General features: G+C 55.3%; 17 protein-coding genes. 2 read left to right on the forward strand and 15 right to left on the reverse strand.

Annotated features, from left to right (window positions below; translation table 11 throughout):
• Window positions 1-2: 2 nt before the first annotated feature.
• From FZF21_RS13910 to FZF21_RS13960, 11 genes are all read right to left on the reverse strand, one after another.
• Window positions 3-968 (reverse strand): GDP-L-fucose synthase, encoded by a 966-nt coding sequence (locus FZF21_RS13910; RefSeq protein ID WP_023303988.1) that lies wholly within the window; start codon window positions 966-968, stop codon window positions 3-5.
• 2 nt (window positions 969-970) lie between these two features.
• The gene (gene gmd, locus FZF21_RS13915; protein ID WP_003863514.1) at window positions 971-2092 is read right to left on the reverse strand and encodes a GDP-mannose 4,6-dehydratase; all 1122 of its coding nucleotides are present in this window, start codon (window positions 2090-2092) and stop codon (window positions 971-973) included.
• A 21-nt stretch (window positions 2093-2113) separates the two neighbouring features.
• Window positions 2114-2668 (reverse strand): colanic acid biosynthesis acetyltransferase WcaF, encoded by a 555-nt coding sequence (gene wcaF / locus FZF21_RS13920; protein WP_032671738.1) that lies wholly within the window; start codon window positions 2666-2668, stop codon window positions 2114-2116.
• 16 nt (window positions 2669-2684) lie between these two features.
• The gene (wcaE, locus tag FZF21_RS13925; protein ID WP_003863510.1) at window positions 2685-3431 is read right to left on the reverse strand and encodes a colanic acid biosynthesis glycosyltransferase WcaE; all 747 of its coding nucleotides are present in this window, start codon (window positions 3429-3431) and stop codon (window positions 2685-2687) included.
• 16 nt (window positions 3432-3447) lie between these two features.
• Window positions 3448-4668 carry a colanic acid polymerase WcaD gene (gene wcaD / locus FZF21_RS13930; protein ID WP_003863508.1) on the reverse strand — a complete coding sequence of 407 codons (1221 nt, stop codon included), beginning with the start codon at window positions 4666-4668 and terminating at the stop codon, window positions 3448-3450.
• The gene (gene wcaC / locus FZF21_RS13935) at window positions 4643-5860 is read right to left on the reverse strand and encodes a colanic acid biosynthesis glycosyltransferase WcaC (RefSeq protein WP_047738848.1); all 1218 of its coding nucleotides are present in this window, start codon (window positions 5858-5860) and stop codon (window positions 4643-4645) included. Before wcaC ends, wcaD begins: the two co-directional genes overlap by 26 nt.
• Window positions 5857-6348 carry a colanic acid biosynthesis acetyltransferase WcaB gene (gene wcaB / locus FZF21_RS13940; protein WP_003863505.1) on the reverse strand — a complete coding sequence of 164 codons (492 nt, stop codon included), beginning with the start codon at window positions 6346-6348 and terminating at the stop codon, window positions 5857-5859. Before wcaB ends, wcaC begins: the two co-directional genes overlap by 4 nt.
• Entirely contained in the window at window positions 6348-7190 is an 843-nt protein-coding gene (gene wcaA / locus FZF21_RS13945) for a colanic acid biosynthesis glycosyltransferase WcaA (RefSeq protein ID WP_017693085.1), read from the reverse strand. Before wcaA ends, wcaB begins: the two co-directional genes overlap by 1 nt.
• 111 nt (window positions 7191-7301) lie before the next feature.
• Window positions 7302-9464 (reverse strand): tyrosine-protein kinase Wzc, encoded by a 2163-nt coding sequence (wzc, locus tag FZF21_RS13950; RefSeq protein WP_015572374.1) that lies wholly within the window; start codon window positions 9462-9464, stop codon window positions 7302-7304.
• Between the two features lie 2 nt (window positions 9465-9466).
• Entirely contained in the window at window positions 9467-9910 is a 444-nt protein-coding gene (gene wzb, locus FZF21_RS13955) for a low molecular weight protein-tyrosine-phosphatase Wzb (protein ID WP_003862078.1), read from the reverse strand.
• Between the two features lie 6 nt (window positions 9911-9916).
• Entirely contained in the window at window positions 9917-11053 is a 1137-nt protein-coding gene (locus FZF21_RS13960; protein ID WP_003862079.1) for a polysaccharide export protein, read from the reverse strand.
• Window positions 11054-11746: 693 nt separating this feature from the next.
• On the opposite strand from FZF21_RS13960, the gene FZF21_RS13965 reads away from it, so the two are divergent.
• On the forward strand, window positions 11747-13330 hold the full coding sequence (locus FZF21_RS13965) for a TerC family protein (protein WP_015572372.1): 1584 nt from the start codon (window positions 11747-11749) through the stop codon (window positions 13328-13330).
• Between the two features lie 90 nt (window positions 13331-13420).
• Here the strand turns inward: FZF21_RS13965 and asmA are convergent, their stop codons facing one another.
• From asmA to udk, 3 genes are all read right to left on the reverse strand, one after another.
• Window positions 13421-15271 (reverse strand): outer membrane assembly protein AsmA, encoded by a 1851-nt coding sequence (gene asmA, locus FZF21_RS13970; protein ID WP_047727523.1) that lies wholly within the window; start codon window positions 15269-15271, stop codon window positions 13421-13423.
• Between the two features lie 23 nt (window positions 15272-15294).
• The gene (dcd, locus tag FZF21_RS13975; RefSeq protein WP_006811250.1) at window positions 15295-15876 is read right to left on the reverse strand and encodes a dCTP deaminase; all 582 of its coding nucleotides are present in this window, start codon (window positions 15874-15876) and stop codon (window positions 15295-15297) included.
• Window positions 15877-15967: 91 nt separating this feature from the next.
• Entirely contained in the window at window positions 15968-16609 is a 642-nt protein-coding gene (gene udk, locus FZF21_RS13980) for a uridine kinase (RefSeq protein WP_000130320.1), read from the reverse strand.
• 342 nt (window positions 16610-16951) lie between these two features.
• Between udk and FZF21_RS13985 the strand changes: the two genes are divergently transcribed.
• Entirely contained in the window at window positions 16952-20281 is a 3330-nt protein-coding gene (locus tag FZF21_RS13985) for a diguanylate cyclase (protein WP_047738850.1), read from the forward strand.
• Here the strand turns inward: FZF21_RS13985 and alkA are convergent.
• Window positions 20246-21118: a DNA-3-methyladenine glycosylase 2 gene (gene alkA / locus FZF21_RS13990; protein ID WP_023295022.1), complete on the reverse strand. Its 873-nt coding sequence runs from the start codon at window positions 21116-21118 to the stop codon at window positions 20246-20248. The two genes, FZF21_RS13985 and alkA, sit on opposite strands and share 36 nt — an antisense overlap.
• Between the last annotated feature and the right edge of the window lie 112 nt (window positions 21119-21230).

The raw sequence follows: 21230 nt of genomic DNA on the forward strand, positions 1-21230 counted from the left end.
CATTACCCCCGGAAGCGGTGCTGGTTTTCCAGGAACCACTGGTAGGTGCTGGCCAGCCCCTGCTCCAGTGAGACCTCGTGATACCAGCCCAGCTGATGCAGACGGGTCACGTCCAGCAGCTTGCGCGGCGTGCCGTCCGGTTTGGTGGCGTCAAACACCACGCGTCCTTTGTAGCCCACCACCTGCGCGATGGTCTGCGCTAGCTCGCGAATGGTGCAGTCCACGCCGGTCCCGACGTTAATGTGCGACAGCATCGGCTCGGTGTTTTCCTGCCACACCTCGCGATCCAGCTCCATGACGTGAATGCTGGCCGCAGCCATGTCGTCCACATGAAGGAACTCACGCATTGGCGTACCGCTGCCCCACACCACCACGTCCGGGGCGTTTTCGGCAGTCGCCTCGTGGAAACGACGCAGCAGCGCCGGGATCACGTGCGAATTGCTCGGGTGGAAGTTGTCGTGCGGTCCGTACAGGTTGGTCGGCATCACCGAGCGATAGTCACGGTTATACTGACGGTTGTAGGATTCACACAGCTTGATCCCGGCAATTTTGGCAATCGCATACGGCTCGTTGGTGGCTTCAAGCGTGCCCTGCAACAGTTCGCTCTCGGCGATCGGCTGCTTCGCCATTTTCGGGTAGATACAGGATGAGCCGAGGAACAGCAGTTTATTCACGTTGTACAGATGCGCCGCGTGAATGATGTTGCTCTCAATCATCATGTTCTCGTAGATGAAATCCGCCGGGTAGGTGTTGTTAGCGACAATGCCGCCCACCTTCGCCGCCGCCAGATACACCTGGTCGATACGTTCGCTGGCGAAGAAGTCCTGCACCGCTTTACTGTCAAGCAGGTTCAGCTCGTCGCGGGTGCGAACAATCACCTCAACGTCGCCGCGCTGTTCCAGCTGGCGAACAATCGCGGAACCCACCATTCCGCGATGACCGGCGACAAAAATACGTTGTTTTGTCATTCTCAGGACTCCAGCGCGATGGCAACCTCGTAGCCATGAGACTTGAGCAGGGAGTGTTTTTTCGCTGCTTCAAGATCTTTGGCCACCATCTCGGATACCATTTCTTGCAGGGTGGTTTCTGGTTTCCAGCCCAGCTTCTCGTGCGCTTTGGTTGGGTCGCCCAGCAGGGTTTCCACTTCAGCAGGACGGAAGTAACGCGGATCAACCTGGACAATCACGTCGCCTGGCTTCACGCCCGGTGCGTCGTGGCCGGTCACGGAAACAACGATACCCTTCTCTTCCACGCCGGTGCCTTCGAAGCGCAGCTTGATGCCCAGCTGTGCCGCAGCCATCTCAACGAACTGACGCACGGAGTACTGCACGCCGGTCGCGATCACGAAGTCTTCTGGCTGTTCCTGCTGCAACATCATCCACTGCATTTTCACGTAGTCTTTCGCATGGCCCCAGTCACGCAGGGAATCCATGTTGCCGAGGTGCAGGCAAGACTCCAGACCCTGAGCGATGTTGGCGATCGCGCGGGTGATTTTGCGGGTCACGAAGGTTTCGCCGCGACGCGGAGATTCGTGGTTGAACAGAATGCCGTTACAGGCGTACATGCCGTAGGATTCACGGTAGTTCACGGTGATCCAGTAAGCGTACAGTTTCGCCACAGCGTACGGAGAACGTGGGTAGAACGGCGTGGTTTCTTTCTGCGGAATTTCCTGCACCAGACCGTACAGCTCAGAGGTAGATGCCTGGTAGAAGCGGGTTTTCTTCTCAAGACCAAGGAAGCGAATCGCTTCCAGCAGACGCAGCGTACCCATCGCATCCACGTCAGCGGTGTACTCCGGGGACTCGAAGGAAACCGCAACGTGGCTCATTGCCCCCAGGTTGTACACTTCGTCCGGCTGTACTTCTTGCAGGATGCGGGTCAGGTTGGAGGTATCGGTCAGGTCGCCGTAGTGCAGATGGAATTTCGGGTTTGCCGCATGCGGATCCTGGTAAATGTGATCGACACGCTCGGTGTTGAATGAAGAGGCACGACGCTTAATACCGTGAACTTCATACCCTTTTTCCAGCAGCAATTCTGCCAGGTAAGAACCATCTTGTCCGGTAACGCCGGTGATGAGAGCGACTTTAGACATGTTTATATTCCTCTGTACTTATCAAAGTTTTTCAGTTTCAACGCGTTCGCGTATCACCACTGCGGGGTTGCCACGGCAAATTTTATTTGCCGGTAGCGATTTAAAAACGCTGCTGCGGGCACCGACTACCGTGCCATCGCCAACAGAAACACCAGGTGCAACAAAGACATCTGTTGCCAGCCAGCATTTTTCACCAATCACAATTGGCGAAGCGGTAATATCAAAATGCGGGCTCATAAAATCGTGGCTGCCGGTGCACAAATAACACTTCTGTGAAACCACCGAATTTGCGCCAATCGTAATCTCGCCAAGGGTATATAACACCGCGTCATCCCCAACCCAGGCGTAATCCCCAAGCGTTAATTTCCAGGGATAAGTAATTTTCACCGAAGGTCGAATGACTACGTTTTTTCCTATTTTTGCGCCAAACAGACGCAGTAAAAATGCGCGCCAGCGGTACAGTATTTGCGGCGACCAGGCAAATAACGTTGCCTGTACAGCCCACCACAGTTGAACTTTAATACCGCTCCCGCCCCGAAAACCTTTCGGCACGGAGAATCCATTTAATTCCTGCATTACGTTTCCTTATATCTCAGGCTTTGTTATATAAGGCTTTCGCTTTACCCGTCGTTTTCAGACGTAAGAAATAAGATAATTCCGCCCAGAACCCCGGCACGCGTAATATTTTACGCTGCACGTTTTTGGCATCCTGGCACAGTTCCAGATTATTCGAGGTTGACACGCCACCCATTGAAAATTCAGATACCAGTCCTTTAATTCGACGGAACGGGTAGCCAGATTTGTACAGGCTGGCGGCCAGGGCATAATCTGATGACACTTTATAGCGCAAATCGTAAGGCTGTTTTTTCAGGCCGCTCATTGGGAAGAAAATAGCCTGATGGCTGGCCGGCAGGCTGTGGTAGATATACCAGCCTGGTTTCGCGCCGCGCAGCACTTTTTTCCCCTCGCCGAAATCAAGCAGCGCATCACCAATAAACATGGCATCTTCTTTCTGGCGCGCCAGTTGACGGGCAAACAGCGCCACATCTTCATGGAACACATCGCCGGAATTGAGGAAGATCGCGTAACGCCCCTGCGCCATGTTGATGCCTTTATTCATGGCATCGTAAATACCTTTATCTTTCTCGCTGATGTAACGTAAGTTGAACTCACCGTTGAGTTTTTCCAGGAACTCCGCCGTGCCGTCGTTCGAGCCGCCATCGACCACGATCCACTCAAAAGTGAGGCTCGGATCGCGCGCCAGGTTGCGCAGCGAGCGCCAGGTTTTTACCACCCCTTCGTAGTTACGAAAGGCGACAGTAATGACGCTAAGAAACATAAATCACCTCATTTCTTCATACGCTCGTAATATTCAGCGCTTTGCGCAAAATAAACGGACATACAATTAAGAATGCATATTCCGGGCTAAATATTGACCCGGTAAAAAACAACGACACCGGTGTGAACAGATAAAGTTGCACGCGAAAGTTCTGGTTATCACCAAACGCGTTAATCATCATTTTGAAAACTTTAAACAGATACCACAGTGTCAACAGTACGGCGAACCAGGAAAAATAGATAATTAACAGATACAGACCATTGTCTATGGTTTTACCGACATCCGCACCGTTAAAGATTCCGAATGATGCAACATATTCGTAAAGTGAGCCGAATCTTACTACGCCATCAATATGGGTTAAGGAATAACCCACCATCACCAGTGGACCAATGATGCGATAATAGGACGACGAACCTTCCGTTCCCAAATCACCCAGACGTTCAGAAATGTACGGAAACGCAAATATTACGCCCACTAAAAATACCGTCAGAGAGATTATCGCCAGCGGCAGTTTTTTCTTAATCGCCTCTTTGTTCAGGTACTGGAACGCCCACTCCAGCAGGTAAAACAGAATAAACGTCATTACCCCGGAGAACGACCCTGACAGAACGATTCCTGCAAGAATCATAGCATCGGTCTTGGGGGTTTTGATACCGAACTGTTTGATGCTGAGCCAAATTGAGATTAATGCCAGAGCAAAAAACGCCGGTTCAAAATAGAGCGCGGTTGTACGCTTGCCACCAAACTTAATGAAGTTCAGTACATAGCTGTTACTGTATATAAGATATTTCGAAATTATTTCCATCAGGCTACTGCCGCCTGTGAGAATAATTTGCGCCATCTCCATTGCCGCAAGCACAACAATCAGCCCGACGACAATATAAAAGAACCTGAGGATTTTCCTATAATTGTGCGGAGAAATAGTTTTAAAGCGAATACTCCACACCATGCCAATAATGATAACGATATAAACAAACAGCATGGTGGAGGTGACATATTTGCTGGCGTCCAGCGACTGACCAAAGATGTAGTTAAACGCCGTCAGACCAAACCCGATGCCCAGCGCAATCATCAGCTTTTTGAGGTTAAGCTTGTCAACGTAAAGCAACAGCAGAACCGGCAGGAAGGTGACGATAGTGATCGGGAAGCTTTCACCGAGCTGGGCAATCTTAACGTTGACCAGCAGGTAGATCAGCGGCAGCAGCAGATAACTACAGATTCTGATAGAACGAGACATACTCCTCCAGCATCTGTTGTCCACTGTACGCTTTGCGGCTACGGTTGCGGAACGATTCCAGGTCCGTGCCAAAAACAGCCTGCGCGATATCGGCCTTCGACAACTGCACCAGCGGCAGCACCTCATTTTCACTGAAGGTTTTACCGCCGGATTTCTCCAGCACTTCCCGCGCGGCGTCGCTGTGGGTGGCAATCACCGGTACGCCGATGGAAAGCGCTTCGCACAGGATCAGCGGGTAGTTGTCCACGCGGGAGCTGAACACCAGCGCGTCCATACCGTTCAGCGCGCTCATCAGTTTGCGCTTGTCGGTTTCAAACCCGTGGTTCACCACGTTAGCGCCATCAAACGGCGAGAATTTGCCAAAGGTATGCAGCTCAATTTTGTCGCCGAGCGCCATCATGTCGCGCACCAGCTGCTGGTTGGTTTTGCCGTCGTAGCGCAGGTCATGGGCGACGACCGCAATTTTCGGCCTACCGGGGGTAACGGCTACGGGCGTCAGTTCGGCCAGGATCGCTTCCGTTGCCACATCAATACCGTTGTTGATGATCTGGCAGCGCCCTGCTCCGTACAGGCTATTAAAAGCGTCCGCCACGTGCTGGCTTGGGGAGATAAAGGTGCAGCCGAGCGAGAGCATATCGCGGAACAGCTGACGCTTACCCTCAATCAGCTGATGCGCGCGATCGACCTTCACAGGCGGGTAGTTGCTGAGCGTAGGGCATTTCTGGCAGTTATCTTTCCAGCCTTCGCAGCCGTCGGTAAAGGCGCAACGTCCGGTCACGCTCCAGTGGTCGTGCAGCGTCCAGACAAATCGGGTATCCGGCTTGTGCGCCTTCACCTTGCCACAAAACGCCACCACCTCTTCCAGATTCAGCCAGTAGCTGTGCAGCACGTGGAAGTGCAGCACAACCGGGCCGCGAGTGCGGGTGACGGTGCGGTAGAGATTATTCAGGTTGCCGAACAGGTCGCGGTTAAACAGGCGGAACAGCGCAATATTGGCGATGGAGGTCAGACGTGGCGTCTGCTTCAGCACCTGCGGATAGTTATCATGGCTGACGCTTTTCTTGCCGCCTTTACCGTAACCGTAAACAAAGCGCGACTGGAGTCCTTTTTGCAGCGCGCGCTGGTGCAGATCCAGCGCTACGCCTGCCGCCCCGCCCTCTGCGAGGCGTACGTTAAATTGCAGAATGTTCATTTAATCACCTTCACGCGGGCTTTCTCGCCCACCACCAGCGCGTTGTCCGGAATGCTGTCCAGCACCACGCTGCCTGCGCCAATCGTCACGTTATTGCCCACGGTAATGTCCCCGATCATCACCACGTTGGCGCCCAGCTCGACGTTATTGCCAATCACCGGGCAGGCCAGGCTGTCTGGCCCGCGGTTGCCGATTGTCACCCCGTGGCGAATGGTGAAATCATCACCCGCGACGACGAACTTGTTGATGACCACCGCGTAGCCGTGATGAATGGTAAAGCGGCGGCCAATGGTGGCAGCGGCCTGAATTTCATAGCCAAAAAAGCATTCGGTGATGATGCGGTACAGCACCAGCACCGGCGCGGCCCAGATATTGTTCAGCACATTTTTTTTGCGCCACACCGAGCAAAAGTGCGCAATACGGTAGGCCAGAACCATGCAGCACGGGCGCAGGCTCCAGCTGTTAGCACGGCAATCTTCCAGAAACATTATTTCCCCCGAAGCCCGTCAGCCAGACGCTTGCCGTTACGTACCGACAGCAGCGTCAGCAGCGTGCGCCAGTTCATGCGCTTATTACGGATCTGATATAGGGTGAAGAGCTGATACTTCCGGCTGGCACGGTCAAACTTGTCCTTGTGCTTGCGGTAAAAATGGAAGTAGCCCGAGAATTTCTTCGGTGACGAGGTGATTTGCATCTCCCCGTGATTGATGTGCAGGATCTGCGTGGCCTCTTCCACCTTCCACGGCTCGCCGTACTCCACCACCATCCGCAGGAAGATGTCGTAATCCTGCGCGGCCTTCAGCTCGGTATCGAACAGGCACTCCTTAAAGCGCCATGCCCAGGTAAACACCTGATTGCCGATAATGTTGCGCTTGTAGAACAGGCGGCGGGAATACGGTGATTTCGGATACAGCGGCAGGCTGGCTGGCTGCGAATAGACCTCGCCCTGGCAAACATAGTCATTGGCATACAGAAACGCGTGGGTCACCAGCTGCGCTTTGTGCGACAGGAAGATTGACAGACGGTTTGGCGTCCATTCGTCATCGTCGTCGATACCGGTCAGATACTGCCCTTTCGCCTGCATAATCGCCTGGTTGCGCACCGCACACGCCCCGGAGTTGATGGCGTTGTGCGTGTACATCACGCGCGGGTCGTTCAGGTCTTCGACAAATTTTTGCAGCTGTTCGTAAGAGGAGGAACAGTCATCCACGATAATCAGTTCCCAGTTATCGTAATCCTGACGCAGGACCGATTTAATCGCGCGGATCGCCAGCTGCTGACGATTCCATGTCGGCATATAGATAGAAATCAAAGGGCGTTGTGTGGTCATGGTCTTCCCCTTATCCCTCACCCCGACCCTCTCCCGGAGGGAGAGGGAGAAAAGCTGCACCATGCAGTCCTCTCTCCCCCCCTGGGGAGAGGGTTAGGATGAGGGGGATTATTATTTACTGTCAGACTTGTATTCGTACTCGTAGTAGCCGTAATCCTGATACCCGGTCGCGCGGCGGAAGATGGAGTTCAGAATGACCCCCTTAACCTCAATACCGTTCTGCTCAAAGCGGCTCAGGCTGGTTTCCACTTCCTTCAGGGTGTTCACCGCATAGCGTGCAACCATCAGCGTGGTGCCCGCATGACGCCCTACCACGGCAGCGTCGGTGACCGCCAGAATTGGTGGGGTATCGATCAGCACCAGGTCATAATTTTTGCTCGCCCACTCAATCAGCTGCGTGAAGCGCTCGCTCATCAGCAGTTCAGACGGGTTCGGCGGCACCTGGCCACGCGGGATCAGGTCAAATTTCGGAATCGACGTCGGCTTGGCGCTCTCGCTGATTTCCCCTTTACCGAGCAGGATTTCCGACAGACCGTTAACGTTGTTGGTGCCCAGCAGCTCGTGGGTGTAGCCCTTACGCATATCGCAGTCGATCAGCAGCACGCGCTTGTTGGTCTGGCTCACCACCGCCGCCAGGTTGGCGCAGACGAAGGTTTTACCGATTGACGGGCTGACACCGGTCATCATCAGGACGTTGTTTTTGGCCTGCATCATGGCGAAATGGAGGCTGGTACGCAGGCTGCGCACCGCTTCAATCGCCAGGTCGGTCGGGTTACCCACGGCCAGCAGCTGGCTCTGCTTGTAGCGCTTGACGCCCTTAACGGTTTTGACGCTGTCACGGGACTTCTGCCACTCGGAGAGCGGGATGCTGGCGTACACGCTGATCCCGTTCTCTTCCAGCACCTGCGGGCTTTCGATACCGCGGTTAAACAGCGAGCGCAGCAGCACGCCGACGATGGAAAGCATCAGGCCGAGAATAATGCTGCCGAGAATAATCAGCGCTTTCTTCGGCTTCAGCACGCCCGGCTGGGTAATCGCCGGGTCAACGATACGCACGTCGCCGACGGTGCTGGCTTCGGTGATTTTCAGCTCCTGCTGTTTGTTCAACAGCTGCATGTAAACCTGCTGGCCGGATTCCACATCACGCGTCAGGCGTACAATTTCCTGCTGCGTCTTCGGCATCGCGGTCACGCGGTCATTCAGCTTCGCCTTCTCTTCTTCCAGGGTACGACGTTTCTCCAGCAGCGTGCGGTACGCCGGGTGACGTTTGGTATAGAGCTTGGAAATCTCCGCCTCTTTGAAGGTCAGCTCGTTCAGCTGCGCATCAATATTCACCATGGAGTCGAGAACCGATTTCGCCTCCAGCGGCAGATCGACGGAATCCTTGTCCTGACGGTACGCGTTCAGCTTGTTCTCAGCGTCATCCAGACGGGCGCGCACCTCCGGCAGCTGTTTACTGAGAAACGCCAGGCTTTTTGCAGCTTCCGCTGACTTACGCTCAACGTTCTGCTCCAGATAGTTGCGGGTGATGCTATTGAGGATGTCGCGGATTTGATCCTTGTCTTCACCGGTGAAGGTCATGCTCAGGACGCCGGTGTCCTTGCCGTTTTCGGTGACGGTCAGGTTGTTTTGCAGGTTGTTGATCATCCCGAGCGTCGAGAATTTGGTGACCGTAAACTCCCCGCCCTCATGCGCCTGAATTGCGCTGACCTTGATGCTGACGCCCTCTTTGGTCAGCATCTGCCCCACCTCGCCGCGTGCGCTGAAGCCCGCGTCGCTGGTCAGCTGATACTGTTTTGGTCCCAGCACTGTCAGGGTAAAGGTTTGGTCCCCTGCCCCTTTTGGGATCACGAAGTCGGTCACTTTTACCGTATCGTTACTGCGCCCCATCAGGCGATCCCAGCCTGCGCCAAATACCGGGAAGGTGTTTTTGGTGACCGCGATATCCAGCCCCAGATCGTGAACCGTTTTGCCCAGTACCAGGCGCGACTGGATCAGCTGAATTTCGGCTTCCGATGCCGGCGGCTTGTTGGCCAGCGCCGAGCCGATATCCTGAACCAGCGAGTTTCCGGTATTTTGTTCGATCTGCACCAGCGCGTCGGCGCTGTAAATAGGCGTCGCGAACAGCGTATAAACGATCGCCGCCACGGCAAAGATGGCGGTAATACCCAGCACCCACCATTTCGCTTCAATAACGGTCCCGACCAGGCGACCGATATCGATTTCATCACTGCCCGACGTCGGGGCGGCAGAAGGTCTTGTTTTTTCTGTCATTGTTATCCCTGCTGAGCTTTCAGTGCCTGCGCCCACTGACGGGCAGACTGGTCTAGTAAGGTGTATACCGCCTCAAAGGCCTCGCGGCTCTTGCGATACGGATCGGGAATTTCGCGCTCACCATCCCAGTGACCAAACAGCATCACCTTGCCGCGCATCTCCGGTGCGATATCGCACAGCGCGTGAATGTGGCGTTTTTCCATCGCGAGGATCAGGTCATATTCCCGGCACATCCGGCCAGAGACCTGACGGGCAACGTGCCCGTCGAGTGAGAGGTTATGCTCAAGGGCAACGCTTGCGGCACGTTCGTCGGCACCTTTTCCGACCAGCGCGCCCAGCCCTGCGGAGTCGACCGTTAACGCAGGCTGGTAATTTTTCAACAGCCTTTCAGCCGTGGGGGAACGGCAAATGTTCCCCACGCACACCACCAGAATTTTGTTAAACATCGCGGCTTACCAGTTATGAACGTCGCTCGCCGTATCCGTCATGTAGCGAACGCCACTGATGGTAGGCAGCAACTGGTTGATCAGACGGTTCCAGCGGGCAACCGGCGCGGTGGTGACATAGACCACATCGTACGGCTGGAGACGGAACGACGTTGCCATGACCAGGGACGTCGCGTCGGACATATCCAGCTGGTAGATGTTGGCAATCTTGCCCTTCGCGTTCTCGCCTTTGATAGGACGGATCACGAAGATACCGCTGGCGTTGGAGGCGGTCAGATCGATGCCTTCCGCATTGCCCAGCGCTTCGGTCAGGGTCATACCGCTGAAGTCCATCTTGAGGGTGCTCTGTTTCTTCACTTCACCCATCACGAACACTTTCAGATCGTCGTTGCGCGGCACGTACAGAATATCGCCCGGATAAAGGAGGCGGTTCTGGGTCAGGTCACCGTTTTGCATCAGCGCCTGAAGCGAAATGCGCTGCTCTTTGCCGTTGTGGGTCAGCACCACGTTGCGCCAGTCAGCGCCGTCGGTTAAGCCGCCTGCGGCATTGATCGCATCGAGAACGGTGAGCGGGACGTTGGTGATCGCCTGCTGGCCGGATTTATTGACCTGGCCAGAGATATAGGCTTTCTGGGATCGGAACGCGGCGATATTAACGTCCACCTGCGGGTCAGCAATGTACTGCGCCAGGCGGCCGGTAATATCACTACGGATCTCAGCAAGCGTTTTGCCCGCGACGTGCACTTTGCCAATGTAGGGATAGAACATGGTGCCATCGGACTGTACCCAGTTACCGGTGTCACTTGAGCTGCGGTACTGGCCCGCAGGCGTGGTCAGTTCAGGGTGATCCCAGACGGTCACGTTAATGACGTCACCCGGACCCACGCGATACTGGTAAGAGGCAATTTCCTGGTCCAGAGACATATTTGGCTGAGCAACATTTGGACGTGGGCGTAATTGTTCTACCAGACGTGGGGTTAATGGATACACATTCACCATTTTGTCGAGATCAAAATCAGCATCCTGCTGTTTAATCACATCCTTGCCCATTGTCGACATATTGCTGCCGGGAAAGACCGTGCAACCACTCATCAAGGTCACAGACACCAATAATGGCATCAATTTCATTTTGGATTTCATCATTGATTATTTATCACTTTGGCAGAGTAATTATCCTGTGCAATTAAAATAAGCGCGGGTCGTGGTGACAATCAGAATGCAGTTAATCATTTAGCAATATAACTGGCATCAGTCCTAAAAAAAGCTTATTCATCCATTGGCTATTGACAGAATAATTGAGGCTGATTCACACGCTTTCAGGCACGCTACCGCCCTTGGCTTTCAGTTACCAATCCACTGACTAAACAATGCGTTATGGTTAGACACCCTCTTGGATAAGGCCTTTTGCGAAATATATCAAACGCCTCACAGGGGCGATTGATAATGTATAACCTTCACCAAAGACCGAAACAAAAATAGCAACAAGGAGATTTAACATTTGATGCTGGAAGAATTGTTGCAGCTAACCTAATAGCAGGCAAGGAGACAACCGTCCTAATATTCGTTTTTAAGATTAATATTAAGAGCAAAGTTTTAAGGTTTTCGGATTTTCTTTATATTGACAAAATAGATCGCCAGACCATTTATTGCGATATATCCTAAATATCGTCTTATGTAATTAAATCTTCGCAATTAACTTATTTACACCGCCCGGCAAATGGGGTTTACCTGAGTGTAGCATTAAGAGAAATCTCACCCCGGCATTGCAATTTCCGTCGGCTTTATCCATGATCGAAGTGTGACATTAGTCATATAACAGAAGGTATTGCATTTACTATGGAATGGATTGCCGATCCATCAATCTGGGCCGGGCTGGTGACGCTGGTCGTCATCGAATTAGTGCTCGGCATTGATAACCTGGTGTTTATCGCCATCCTTGCCGATAAATTACCCCCTTCACAACGCGACCGCGCCCGCGTGACGGGTCTTCTGCTCGCCATGGTGATGCGTCTGCTGTTACTGGCCTCAATCTCCTGGCTGGTGACGCTGACCAAACCCTTATTCAGCGTACAGGGTCTGAGCTTTAGCGCCCGCGACCTGATCATGCTTTTCGGCGGATTGTTCCTGCTGTTCAAAGCCACGGTTGAGCTTAATGAGCGGCTGGAAGGAAAAGACAGTGAAAACCCCACCCAGCGACGCGGTGCAAAATTCTGGCCAGTGGTCGCGCAGATAGTGGTGCTGGATGCCGTCTTTTCTCTCGACTCCGTGATCACGGCCGTCGGGATGGTTGACCATCTGGCGGTGATGATGGCCGCGGTGATCATCGCCATCACCCTGATGGTGCTCGCCAGTAAAGCCCTGACGCGCTTCGTGAACAGTCACCCGACTATCGTCATCCTCTGTCTGAGCTTCCTGCTGATGATTGGCTTTAGCCTGGTGGCGGATGGTTTTGGCTTCCATATCCCGAAAGGGTATCTGTACGCCGCCATTGGTTTCTCGGTGCTGATTGAGTTTCTCAACCAGCTGGCCATTTTCAACCGTCGCCGTTTTCTCTCCGCGAACCAGACATTACGACAGCGCACCGCAGATACGGTGATGCGCCTGCTGAGCGGCAAAAAAGAGGATGCCGAGCTGGATGCTGAATCCGCGGCGATGCTTGCCGACCACAGCGACGGGCAGATCTTCAACCCGCAGGAACGCCGGATGATAGAGCGCGTGCTTAACCTCAACCAGCGCTCGGTGAGCAGTATCATGACCTCCCGCCATGACATTGAGCATATTGACCTGACGGCGCCGGAAGAGCAGATCCGCGCCCTGCTGGATAAAAACCAGCACACCCGCGTGGTCGTGACCGGCGGTGAAGAGGAAGAAGAGCTGCTGGGCGTCGTACACGTGATTGACCTCCTGCAACAGCAGCTCCACGGCGAGCCGCTCAACCTGCGGGCGCTGGTGCGCCAGCCGCTGGTCTTCCCGGAAGCGCTACCGCTGCTCTCCGCGCTGGAGCAGTTCCGCAACGCGCGTACCCACTTCGCGTTTGTCGTTGATGAGTTTGGTTCTGTGGAAGGGCTGGTGACGCTCAGCGACGTGATGGAAACCATCGCCGGTAATCTGCCTAATGAGGTGGATGAGATCGATGCGCGTCACGATATTCAGAAAAACGCCGACGGCAGCTGGACCGCCAACGGCCATATGCCGCTCGAAGATCTGGTGCAGTTCGTTCCGCTTCCGCTGGATGAGAAGCGCGAATACCACACCATCGCCGGTTTGCTGATGGAATATCTGCAACGTATTCCGCAGCCGGGCGAAGAGGTCCAGGTGGGGGATTACATGATCAAAACCTTGCAGGTTGAGAGCCATCGCGTGCAGAAGGTGCAGCTGATACCGCTGCGCGGTGAAGATGAGATGGATTTTGAAGTGTAAAAAAGCCGGGTGGCGCTTCGCTTACCCGGCCTACGGTGTCTGGCTTTTGTAGGCCGGGTAAGGCAAAGCCGCCACCCGGCACAACAGGCATCACAGCTTATCGAGCAGCTTTTTCACGTCCTTACCTGACTGAGACTCTTTATTGCGGTCCGCCCAGTCATTCAGCCGACGTTTCGCTTCATCCTGAAGGTGCTTACGCAGGATCTGATCGACCTGCAAACTGTAATTCAACTCCTGCCATTTTCCGTACACGCGCAGCGGTATCGGCGTCTCTTTCAGGAACTCCACAAGCTGGCCTTCGCCTTCCCAGCCAGCCTTCACGCGGACGTTGAAGCGGGTGTCTGCCGTCTCTTTCACCAGATCCAGCGCGCCGGTTCCGGTCAGGGCCAGCAGTGACGAAGTCCCCTGCATGTCGTCAAGCGAGAGCTGACCGTTATCGAGGGCAAGCTCGCTGGTAAAGCTGTCCAGACGGGTTGCGCTGTCGTAGTTTTCATTCGCTTTCACGCTGCTGCTGCGCTCTACCGCCTGCTGCACCAGTTGCTGGAAGTTCAGCCCTTCCATGCGCGAATCTTTCAGCTCAACGTGCGCCTGCCCCTGCCAGCTACGACGGAAGGCGTCCGCATCAATCTTCGTACCAGAGAAATCCCCTGCCAGCGACAGCTGCCCCGTGAGGGCAATCGGGTAATTAAAGGCTTTCAGGATGGTGCCAATCTCAACGTTTTCCAGACGCGGCTGGAACGCGGCGCTGGCAACGTCTTTGCGTACATCCAGCGTGCCCGGCAGGGAGAGGTTCCCTGCTCCCATTTTTCCGCTGAGCTCGGAGATGACCAGCAGGCCGTTGTGGTTGAACATCTGGCTGCTGACGTCAGTAAAATCAATCCCACGCCAGCGCACGCTGTTCGCTTTCAGCAGAATGTCGGCGGTAAATCCGCGCAGGCCATTGTAGTCAGGCTGATCGAGATTTGAGGAGATCACCGGACGCGACTGCGTAACCTGGCTTTGCCCCACCTGCGTGGCTCCCTCATCGGTCGCGTTCACCGATTGGGGCGGAAGCAGGTTCTCGAGGTTCAGCTTGTCGAATTGCAGATCCAGCACCCACTTAGGTTTCTCATCAAGCGTGACGCTCGCCTGCCCCTTCAGGGCACTGTCGTTGGCCTGGAGGTTGAGCGCGTTCAGTTCGAGCTGTTTGCGCTCTTCATGCCACACCGCCTGCATCGTGCCCTGGCCGGCAATCCCCTTCGCGGGTAAATCCGCGCCGGTCAGCTGCCAGTTAAGCTGCTGAACGTCCGCCGTCAGCTGGTGCGGATAATCAGAGGCGTTCACGTTCGCGTTCATCGACAGGTTGAGATCGCGCTGATTGCGGTTGATCCGCCCGGAGAACTCCATGGTGGCGTGATGGTTGGCATCCTGCTCCATCCTGAGGTTGATATTGCGTACGGTGATCTGTTCGTCATCTTCATGCTGGAAAACCAGCACGCTGTCAGCAACTTTCAGATTACCAATATCGAACGACCAGCCGGTGTCAGACGGGACGTCAGGCAAGGTGTTTTCACGCGGTGCGACCGGAGCATCCGCCTGACGAACGGCTTCGGTTTGCGGCGTAAGCTGAATCACCGCCCCTTTCAGCATCACCTGTTCTACCTGGAGCTGATGGGATAAGAGCGGGATGAGCGCGACATCAAGACGCATGTTATCCGCCGTGACCAGCGGCTGCGCGGCACCCGGCGCGGTGAGGGACATACGTCCGGAGAGAATGCTGAGCTGAGGCCAGACGTGCCAGCGCAGCGGCCCGTCCAGCTTGAGTTCATACCCGCTGCGCGCTTCCACCTGCCGCACCATGTAGGCCCGGAAGTCATTCGGGTTAACCAGCAGCACCAACGCTGAAAGGCCAGCCACCAGCACCACCAGCAAAATCATCAGCGTTGTCAGAACTCTTCTCATGGCTTCCTCAGTGAACTCACAGATCAGTCTTTATCGATACGACTGGCAACCGCACCCTGCTGGTCGCGATATTTAGCGTCCTGACGGCGGTTATAAGGACGGTCTGCCGGGCCGGTCAGCGGTTCAAAGCTCAACGCACCAATCATCATTCCCGGACGAAGCGCCAGCGGCAGTTTACCGGCGTTAAAGAACTCCAGCACGATACGGCCAGACCAGCCCGGATCGATACGGTGCGCGGTGACGTGCACCATCAGGCCCAGACGCGCCAGGGAAGAGCGTCCGTCAAGCCAGCCGACCAGGTCCGCAGGCAGCGTGACCGATTCAAAGGTCACCGCCAGCGCCAGTTCGCCAGGATGGAGATAAAACGCCTCTCCTTCTTCGATGACGATTTCGTCGCTCATGACGCGATCCAGCGCCGCACTGACTTCGTCTTTCGGCCCGCTGAGGTCGATAAACGGTGCCGTGTGGCCGCTGAAGGTGCGGAATTTATTCCCCAGACGCACATCGACGGTCACGCCGTTAATACGCTCAACCGGCGGACGCGGGGTGATAGACAGGCGGCCTTCATCCAGCCAGGCTTCTATATCGCGGTCACAAAGACGCATGGCACTTTCTCCTTTCGTGCATCGCGCCCTGAAGCCTTACGGCGTCAGGGCAAAACCAGGTTATCTCTGAACGGTACACAATTCACACGGCTTATTCAAAAAACTGACTGATTTTCGCTTTTAAGATATCAATGGCAATCCGGTTTTTACCGCCGCGAGGCACGATAATATCGGCGTATTGTTTCGAAGGCTCAATAAATTGCAGGAACATCGGGCGAACGGTTTTCTGATATTGCGCCATCACGGAGTCCATGGAGCGGCCGCGTTCGTTAACGTCGCGTTTAATACGCCGCATCAGGCAGATATCCAGCGGAGTGTCGACGAAAATCGAGAAGTTCATTGATTCGCGCAGACGGGCGTCGGTGAGCAGCAAAATCCCTTCAAGGATAATTACCTTCTTGGGCTCGATGCGGATCGTTTCCTGGGTGCGGGTATGTTCCACGTAGCTGTAGACGGGCAACTCAATCGCCTCGCCGCGCTTCAGCGCTTCCAGATGCTGGAACAGCAGGCTGTGATCCATCGCACTGGGGTGGTCGTAGTTGGTTTTTACGCGCTCTTCCATCGAAAGATGGGATTGATCTTTGTAATAGCTATCTTCGGGAATCACACCGATATGCTCATCACCCACTTGTTCACGCAGTTCGCGATAAAGCGTACTGGCAATAAGACTTTTACCTGAAGCCGATGCGCCGGCGATGCCTATGATGACGCACTGATGAGACTTATCAGTCATAAATTTAGCGACCTGATTAACCTGGATGTAAGGAAGGACGACGCCGGAGCGTCAAACGCGGCAATTATAGGGATTTCGGGGGCGTGATACCAGTCGAATGCGCAGGTTATGCGAGGCGGGCTGAAAAGCGCCGTTTCACGCCTTTAGCGAAATTTTTACGCGCGGTTTTTCGCCATTTCATCACCCTTCTTCGCAGAGTAACTATTTTATAAGTCTATGAAGTCAAAATCTGACCACTCAGCATATGAATTGTAAAATGTTTGTACTAGCATAAACCAAATTAATAATTTCACGCGTCCGGACCTGGCTCCTGACAACATGGCGTCCCTGGATAGAGCGGTAATGAATAAACAATACCAGCGGGTTTTGGTTACTACCCCACATCCTTTACTGCGGCTTGTCTGTCTGGGTCTGGTCACGTTCATCTTCACCTTATTTTCCCTCGAGCTGACTCGCTTCGGTACGCTGCTGGCGCCACTATGGTTCCCGACTTCAATTATGATGGTGGCGTTTTACCGCCATGCGGGAAAAATGTGGCCCGGCATTGCGCTCGCCTGCTCCTTTGGCAATATTTTTGCCTCGTGGATGCTCTTCTCATGGGCATCGATCAACATCACCTACACGGCGATCAATATCATTGAGGCCACGGTTGGCGCGCTGTTACTGCGTAAGTTGCTCCCCTGGTATAATCCGCTGCAAAACCTCAACGACTGGGTCCGGCTTGCCCTCGGCAGTGCCCTGGTGCCGCCGCTGGTGGGGGGCGTTCTGGTTCATTTTCTGGTGCCGAGCGCGGAGCCGCTGCGTAATTTCCTTGTCTGGGTACTTTCAGAAGCCATTGGCGCACTGGCGCTGGTGCCGTTAGGTCTGCTGTTTAAACCGCATTACCTGCTGCGCCACCGCAACCCGAAACTGCTGCTGGAAACGCTGGTGACCCTGGTCGTCACGCTGGTTCTTAGCTGGACGGCAATCACCTGGCTGCCGTGGCCATTCACCTGCATTATCGTTCTGCTGATGTGGAGCGCGGTACGTCTGCCGCGTATGGAAGCGTTCCTGATATTTTTATTCACCATCATGATGGTGTCCCTGATGATGGCGCGAAATCCGCTCTCCATGACGCCCTCCAGCATGATCGTCACCTTCAACGCGCCGTGGCTCCCCTTCCTGATGATGCTGCTTCCCGCCAACATTATGACGATGGTGATGTATGCCTTCAGGGCCGAGCGTAAACATATTACGGAAAGCGAAGAACGTTTTCGCAATGCGATGGAGTATTCCGCGATTGGTATGGCGCTGGTGGGCGTTGAGGGCCAGTGGCTCCAGGCCAACAAGGCGCTGTGCAATTTCCTCGGTTACAGCCAGTCTGAGCTTCAGTCGCTCACGTTCCAGCAGTTAACCTGGCCGGAAGATTTAAATACCGACCTGGAGCAGTTGCAACAGCTGATTCACGGCGAGATCAACACCTACACCCTCGAAAAACGCTACTACACCCGCAGCGGCGAGGTGGTGTGGGCGCTGCTGGCCGTCTCCGTTGTGCGCCATGCCGACGGCACCCCGCTCTACTTTATTGCCCAGATTGAAGACATCAACGATCTGAAACAGACCGAGTGGGTGAATAAGCGTCTGATGGAGCGTATCACTCTCGCTAACGAAGCCGGCGGAATCGGGATTTGGGAGTGGGATCTCGAGCCGGACGTAATCAGCTGGGATAAACGGATGTTTGAGCTGTACGAGATCCCCTCGCACATTAAACCCACCTGGCAGCTCTGGCATGCGGCCATGGTGCCTGAAGATCGTACGCACGCCGAACAGGTCCTGCGTGAGTCACTCCAGGCCAGGGTACCTTTCAAGCTGGAATTTCGCATTCGCGTCAAGGATGGCATTCGCCACATTCGTTCGCTGGCGAACCGGGTGCTGAACAAACAGGGCGAAGTGGAGCGGCTGTTAGGGATCAACATGGATATGACCGAGGTGAAGCAGCTGAACGAGGCGCTGTTCCAGGAAAAAGAGCGCCTGCATATCACCCTCGACTCTATCGGCGAAGCGGTGCTGTGTACCGACATCGACATGAACATCACCTTTATGAACCCGGTCGCCGAGAAGATGAGCGGCTGGTCGCAAAGCGAAGCGCTGGGTCAGCCCATTCTGAAGGTGCTACACATTACCTTCGGCGAGAACGGTCCGTTAATGGAAAACATCCACAGCGGCGATATGTCCCGTACCGATATCGAACAGGATGTGGTGCTTAACTGCCGCAATGGCGGCAGTTTCGACATTCATTACAGCATAACCCCCCTCAGCACTCTGGAAGGACACACCATCGGCTCGGTGCTGGTGATTCAGGACGTCACCGAGTCGCGCAAAATGCTGCGCCAGCTGAGCTACAGCGCTTCCCATGACGCCCTTACCCACCTGGCGAACCGCGTCAGCTTTGAAAACCATCTTAAGCGCCTGTTGCAGACGGTACAGGAGACCCATCAGCGTCACGCGCTGGTCTTTATCGATCTTGACCGTTTTAAGGCGGTGAACGATACGGCAGGCCACGCGGCGGGCGACGCTCTCCTGCGCGAACTCTCTTCGCTGATGCTGACCATGCTGCGCTCCAGCGACGTGCTGGCGCGTCTGGGCGGCGACGAGTTTGGCCTGCTGCTGCCGGACTGCAACGTCGAAAGCGCACGCTATATTGCGGGCCGGTTGATCGACGCCATCAACAACTATCATTTTTCCTGGGAAGGACGCCTGCACCGCATTGGCGCCAGCGCGGGGATTACGCTGATTGACGACACCAATTACCAGGCTGCGGAAGTGATGTCTCAGGCCGATATCGCCTGCTACGCCTCGAAAAACAGCGGGCGCGGCGTGGTCACCGTCTACGAACCCCAGCAGGAGCGGATCCACAGCGCGCGCAGCATGATGTCGCTGGATGAGCAGTGGCACATGATTAAAGATAACCATCTGCTGATGATCGCCCGCAGCGTCGCCTCGCCGCGCATTCCCGAGAGCAGTAGCTTCTGGCTGATTTCCTTGCGGCTGTGGACCAGCCAGGGAGAAGTGCTGGAAGAGCATGCCTTCCGCGCCGGGCTGGCGGAGCCGGAGCTGCTGCACGCCCTGGACCGACGGATATTCAGCGAATTTTTCCGTACCTATGCCGCACAGGTGGCGGCCAAAGGAATGGGCGTCGCGCTGCCGCTCTCAGAAGCGGGTTTAGCCAGCGTCACGCTGGTGGATGAGCTGCTCGACCTGATCACCAGAGGTCCGCTGCCGGCGCGGCTGCTGCATCTGGCGATCGCCGTTGATGTGCTGAGCAATACGGATGAAAACGTGCAGCAGGGTCTGCAAAAGCTTCGTCAGGCCGGCTGTCGCGTGGTGCTGACCCGGGTCGGACGCGATATGAACGTCTTCAGCCAGCTCAGCGCCAACACCGCCGATTATCTGCTGCTGGATACAGACATGGTGACCAACGTCCACGGCAATCTGATGGATGAGATGATGGTGACAATCATTCAGGGCCACGCCCAGCGTCTGGGCATAAAAACCATTGCCGGGCCATGCCATCAGTCGATCATGATGGATACGCTGTCGGGCATCGGCGTTGATTTTATTTACGGCGACACCATCGGGGAAGCGCAGCCGCTTGATCTACTGCTGAATACCAGCTATTTCGCCATCAACTGACGGCGACCAGCCGTCGGTGTACCAGATATGTAACAGCGCATACGAGCGCCACGGCTGCCAGCGTTCGGCATAGCGACGGATCTGCGCGGGCGTCATACCGGCAAAGCGCTGTTTAATCAGATAGTCATCCGGCAGGAAAACATCCTTCGCCTGCCAGCCGCGCAGGGCCAGATAATTCGCGGTCCAGCGCCCGATGCCGGGGCGCTGCTGTAGCGCCTTCATCCCGGCCTCAACGTTCGCAGGCGGGAACAGCGGGAATTCACCGTCCACCGCCGACTGCGCCAGATGAATCAACGACTCCGCACGCCTGAGCGGCATCCCGAGGGCTTTCAACGCCAGCGGATCTGCCGCGGCCAGCACCTCTGGCGGAGGAAAGCAGAGATAGCCCGGCGCATCCTCAATGGGTTCACCGCACAGCGCCACCACCCGTGACGCCAGTTTTGCCGCCATCGCCACGCTCACCAGTTGCCCGAGAATGGCGCGCACGCCCTGCTCGTATGCATCCATCGCGCCGGGCAAACGTAAGCCCGGCCGCGCCGCGCCGAGCTCGCCGAGAGTCTGCGCAATGTGCAGCGGGTCGCAATCGAGGTCAAACAGGCGGGAGATGCGGTCGAGGCAGATATCCGCCACCGGGATCAGGCCAGGGCTGAGCGACACCGCCAGCGTAGGGGTTGCGCTGTCTGGCGTAACCCGGAAAACGCCCTGGTGCCCGGCATAGCCAAAACTGCGCTCGTAGTAATCCTCCGTAACGGTCTCAACCCCCCTGACCGCACGCGCGGCAAGAAAGCCAAACATCCACGACCAGTCGTAGGGCGGTTGCCAGTTCAGGGTGTACATCGTCTCTCCTTTTGTATTTACCTCAGCATAAACCGAAAGATCGCCTTGCGCCTTGCTTTCATATTCCTGTTGTCGCCTGGCAGACATTTCGCTAAAGTCTCGCCCCTTCTCA

Source organism: Enterobacter sp. LU1 (genome assembly GCF_008271405.2).
Classification (GTDB): domain Bacteria; phylum Pseudomonadota; class Gammaproteobacteria; order Enterobacterales; family Enterobacteriaceae; genus Enterobacter; species Enterobacter hormaechei_C.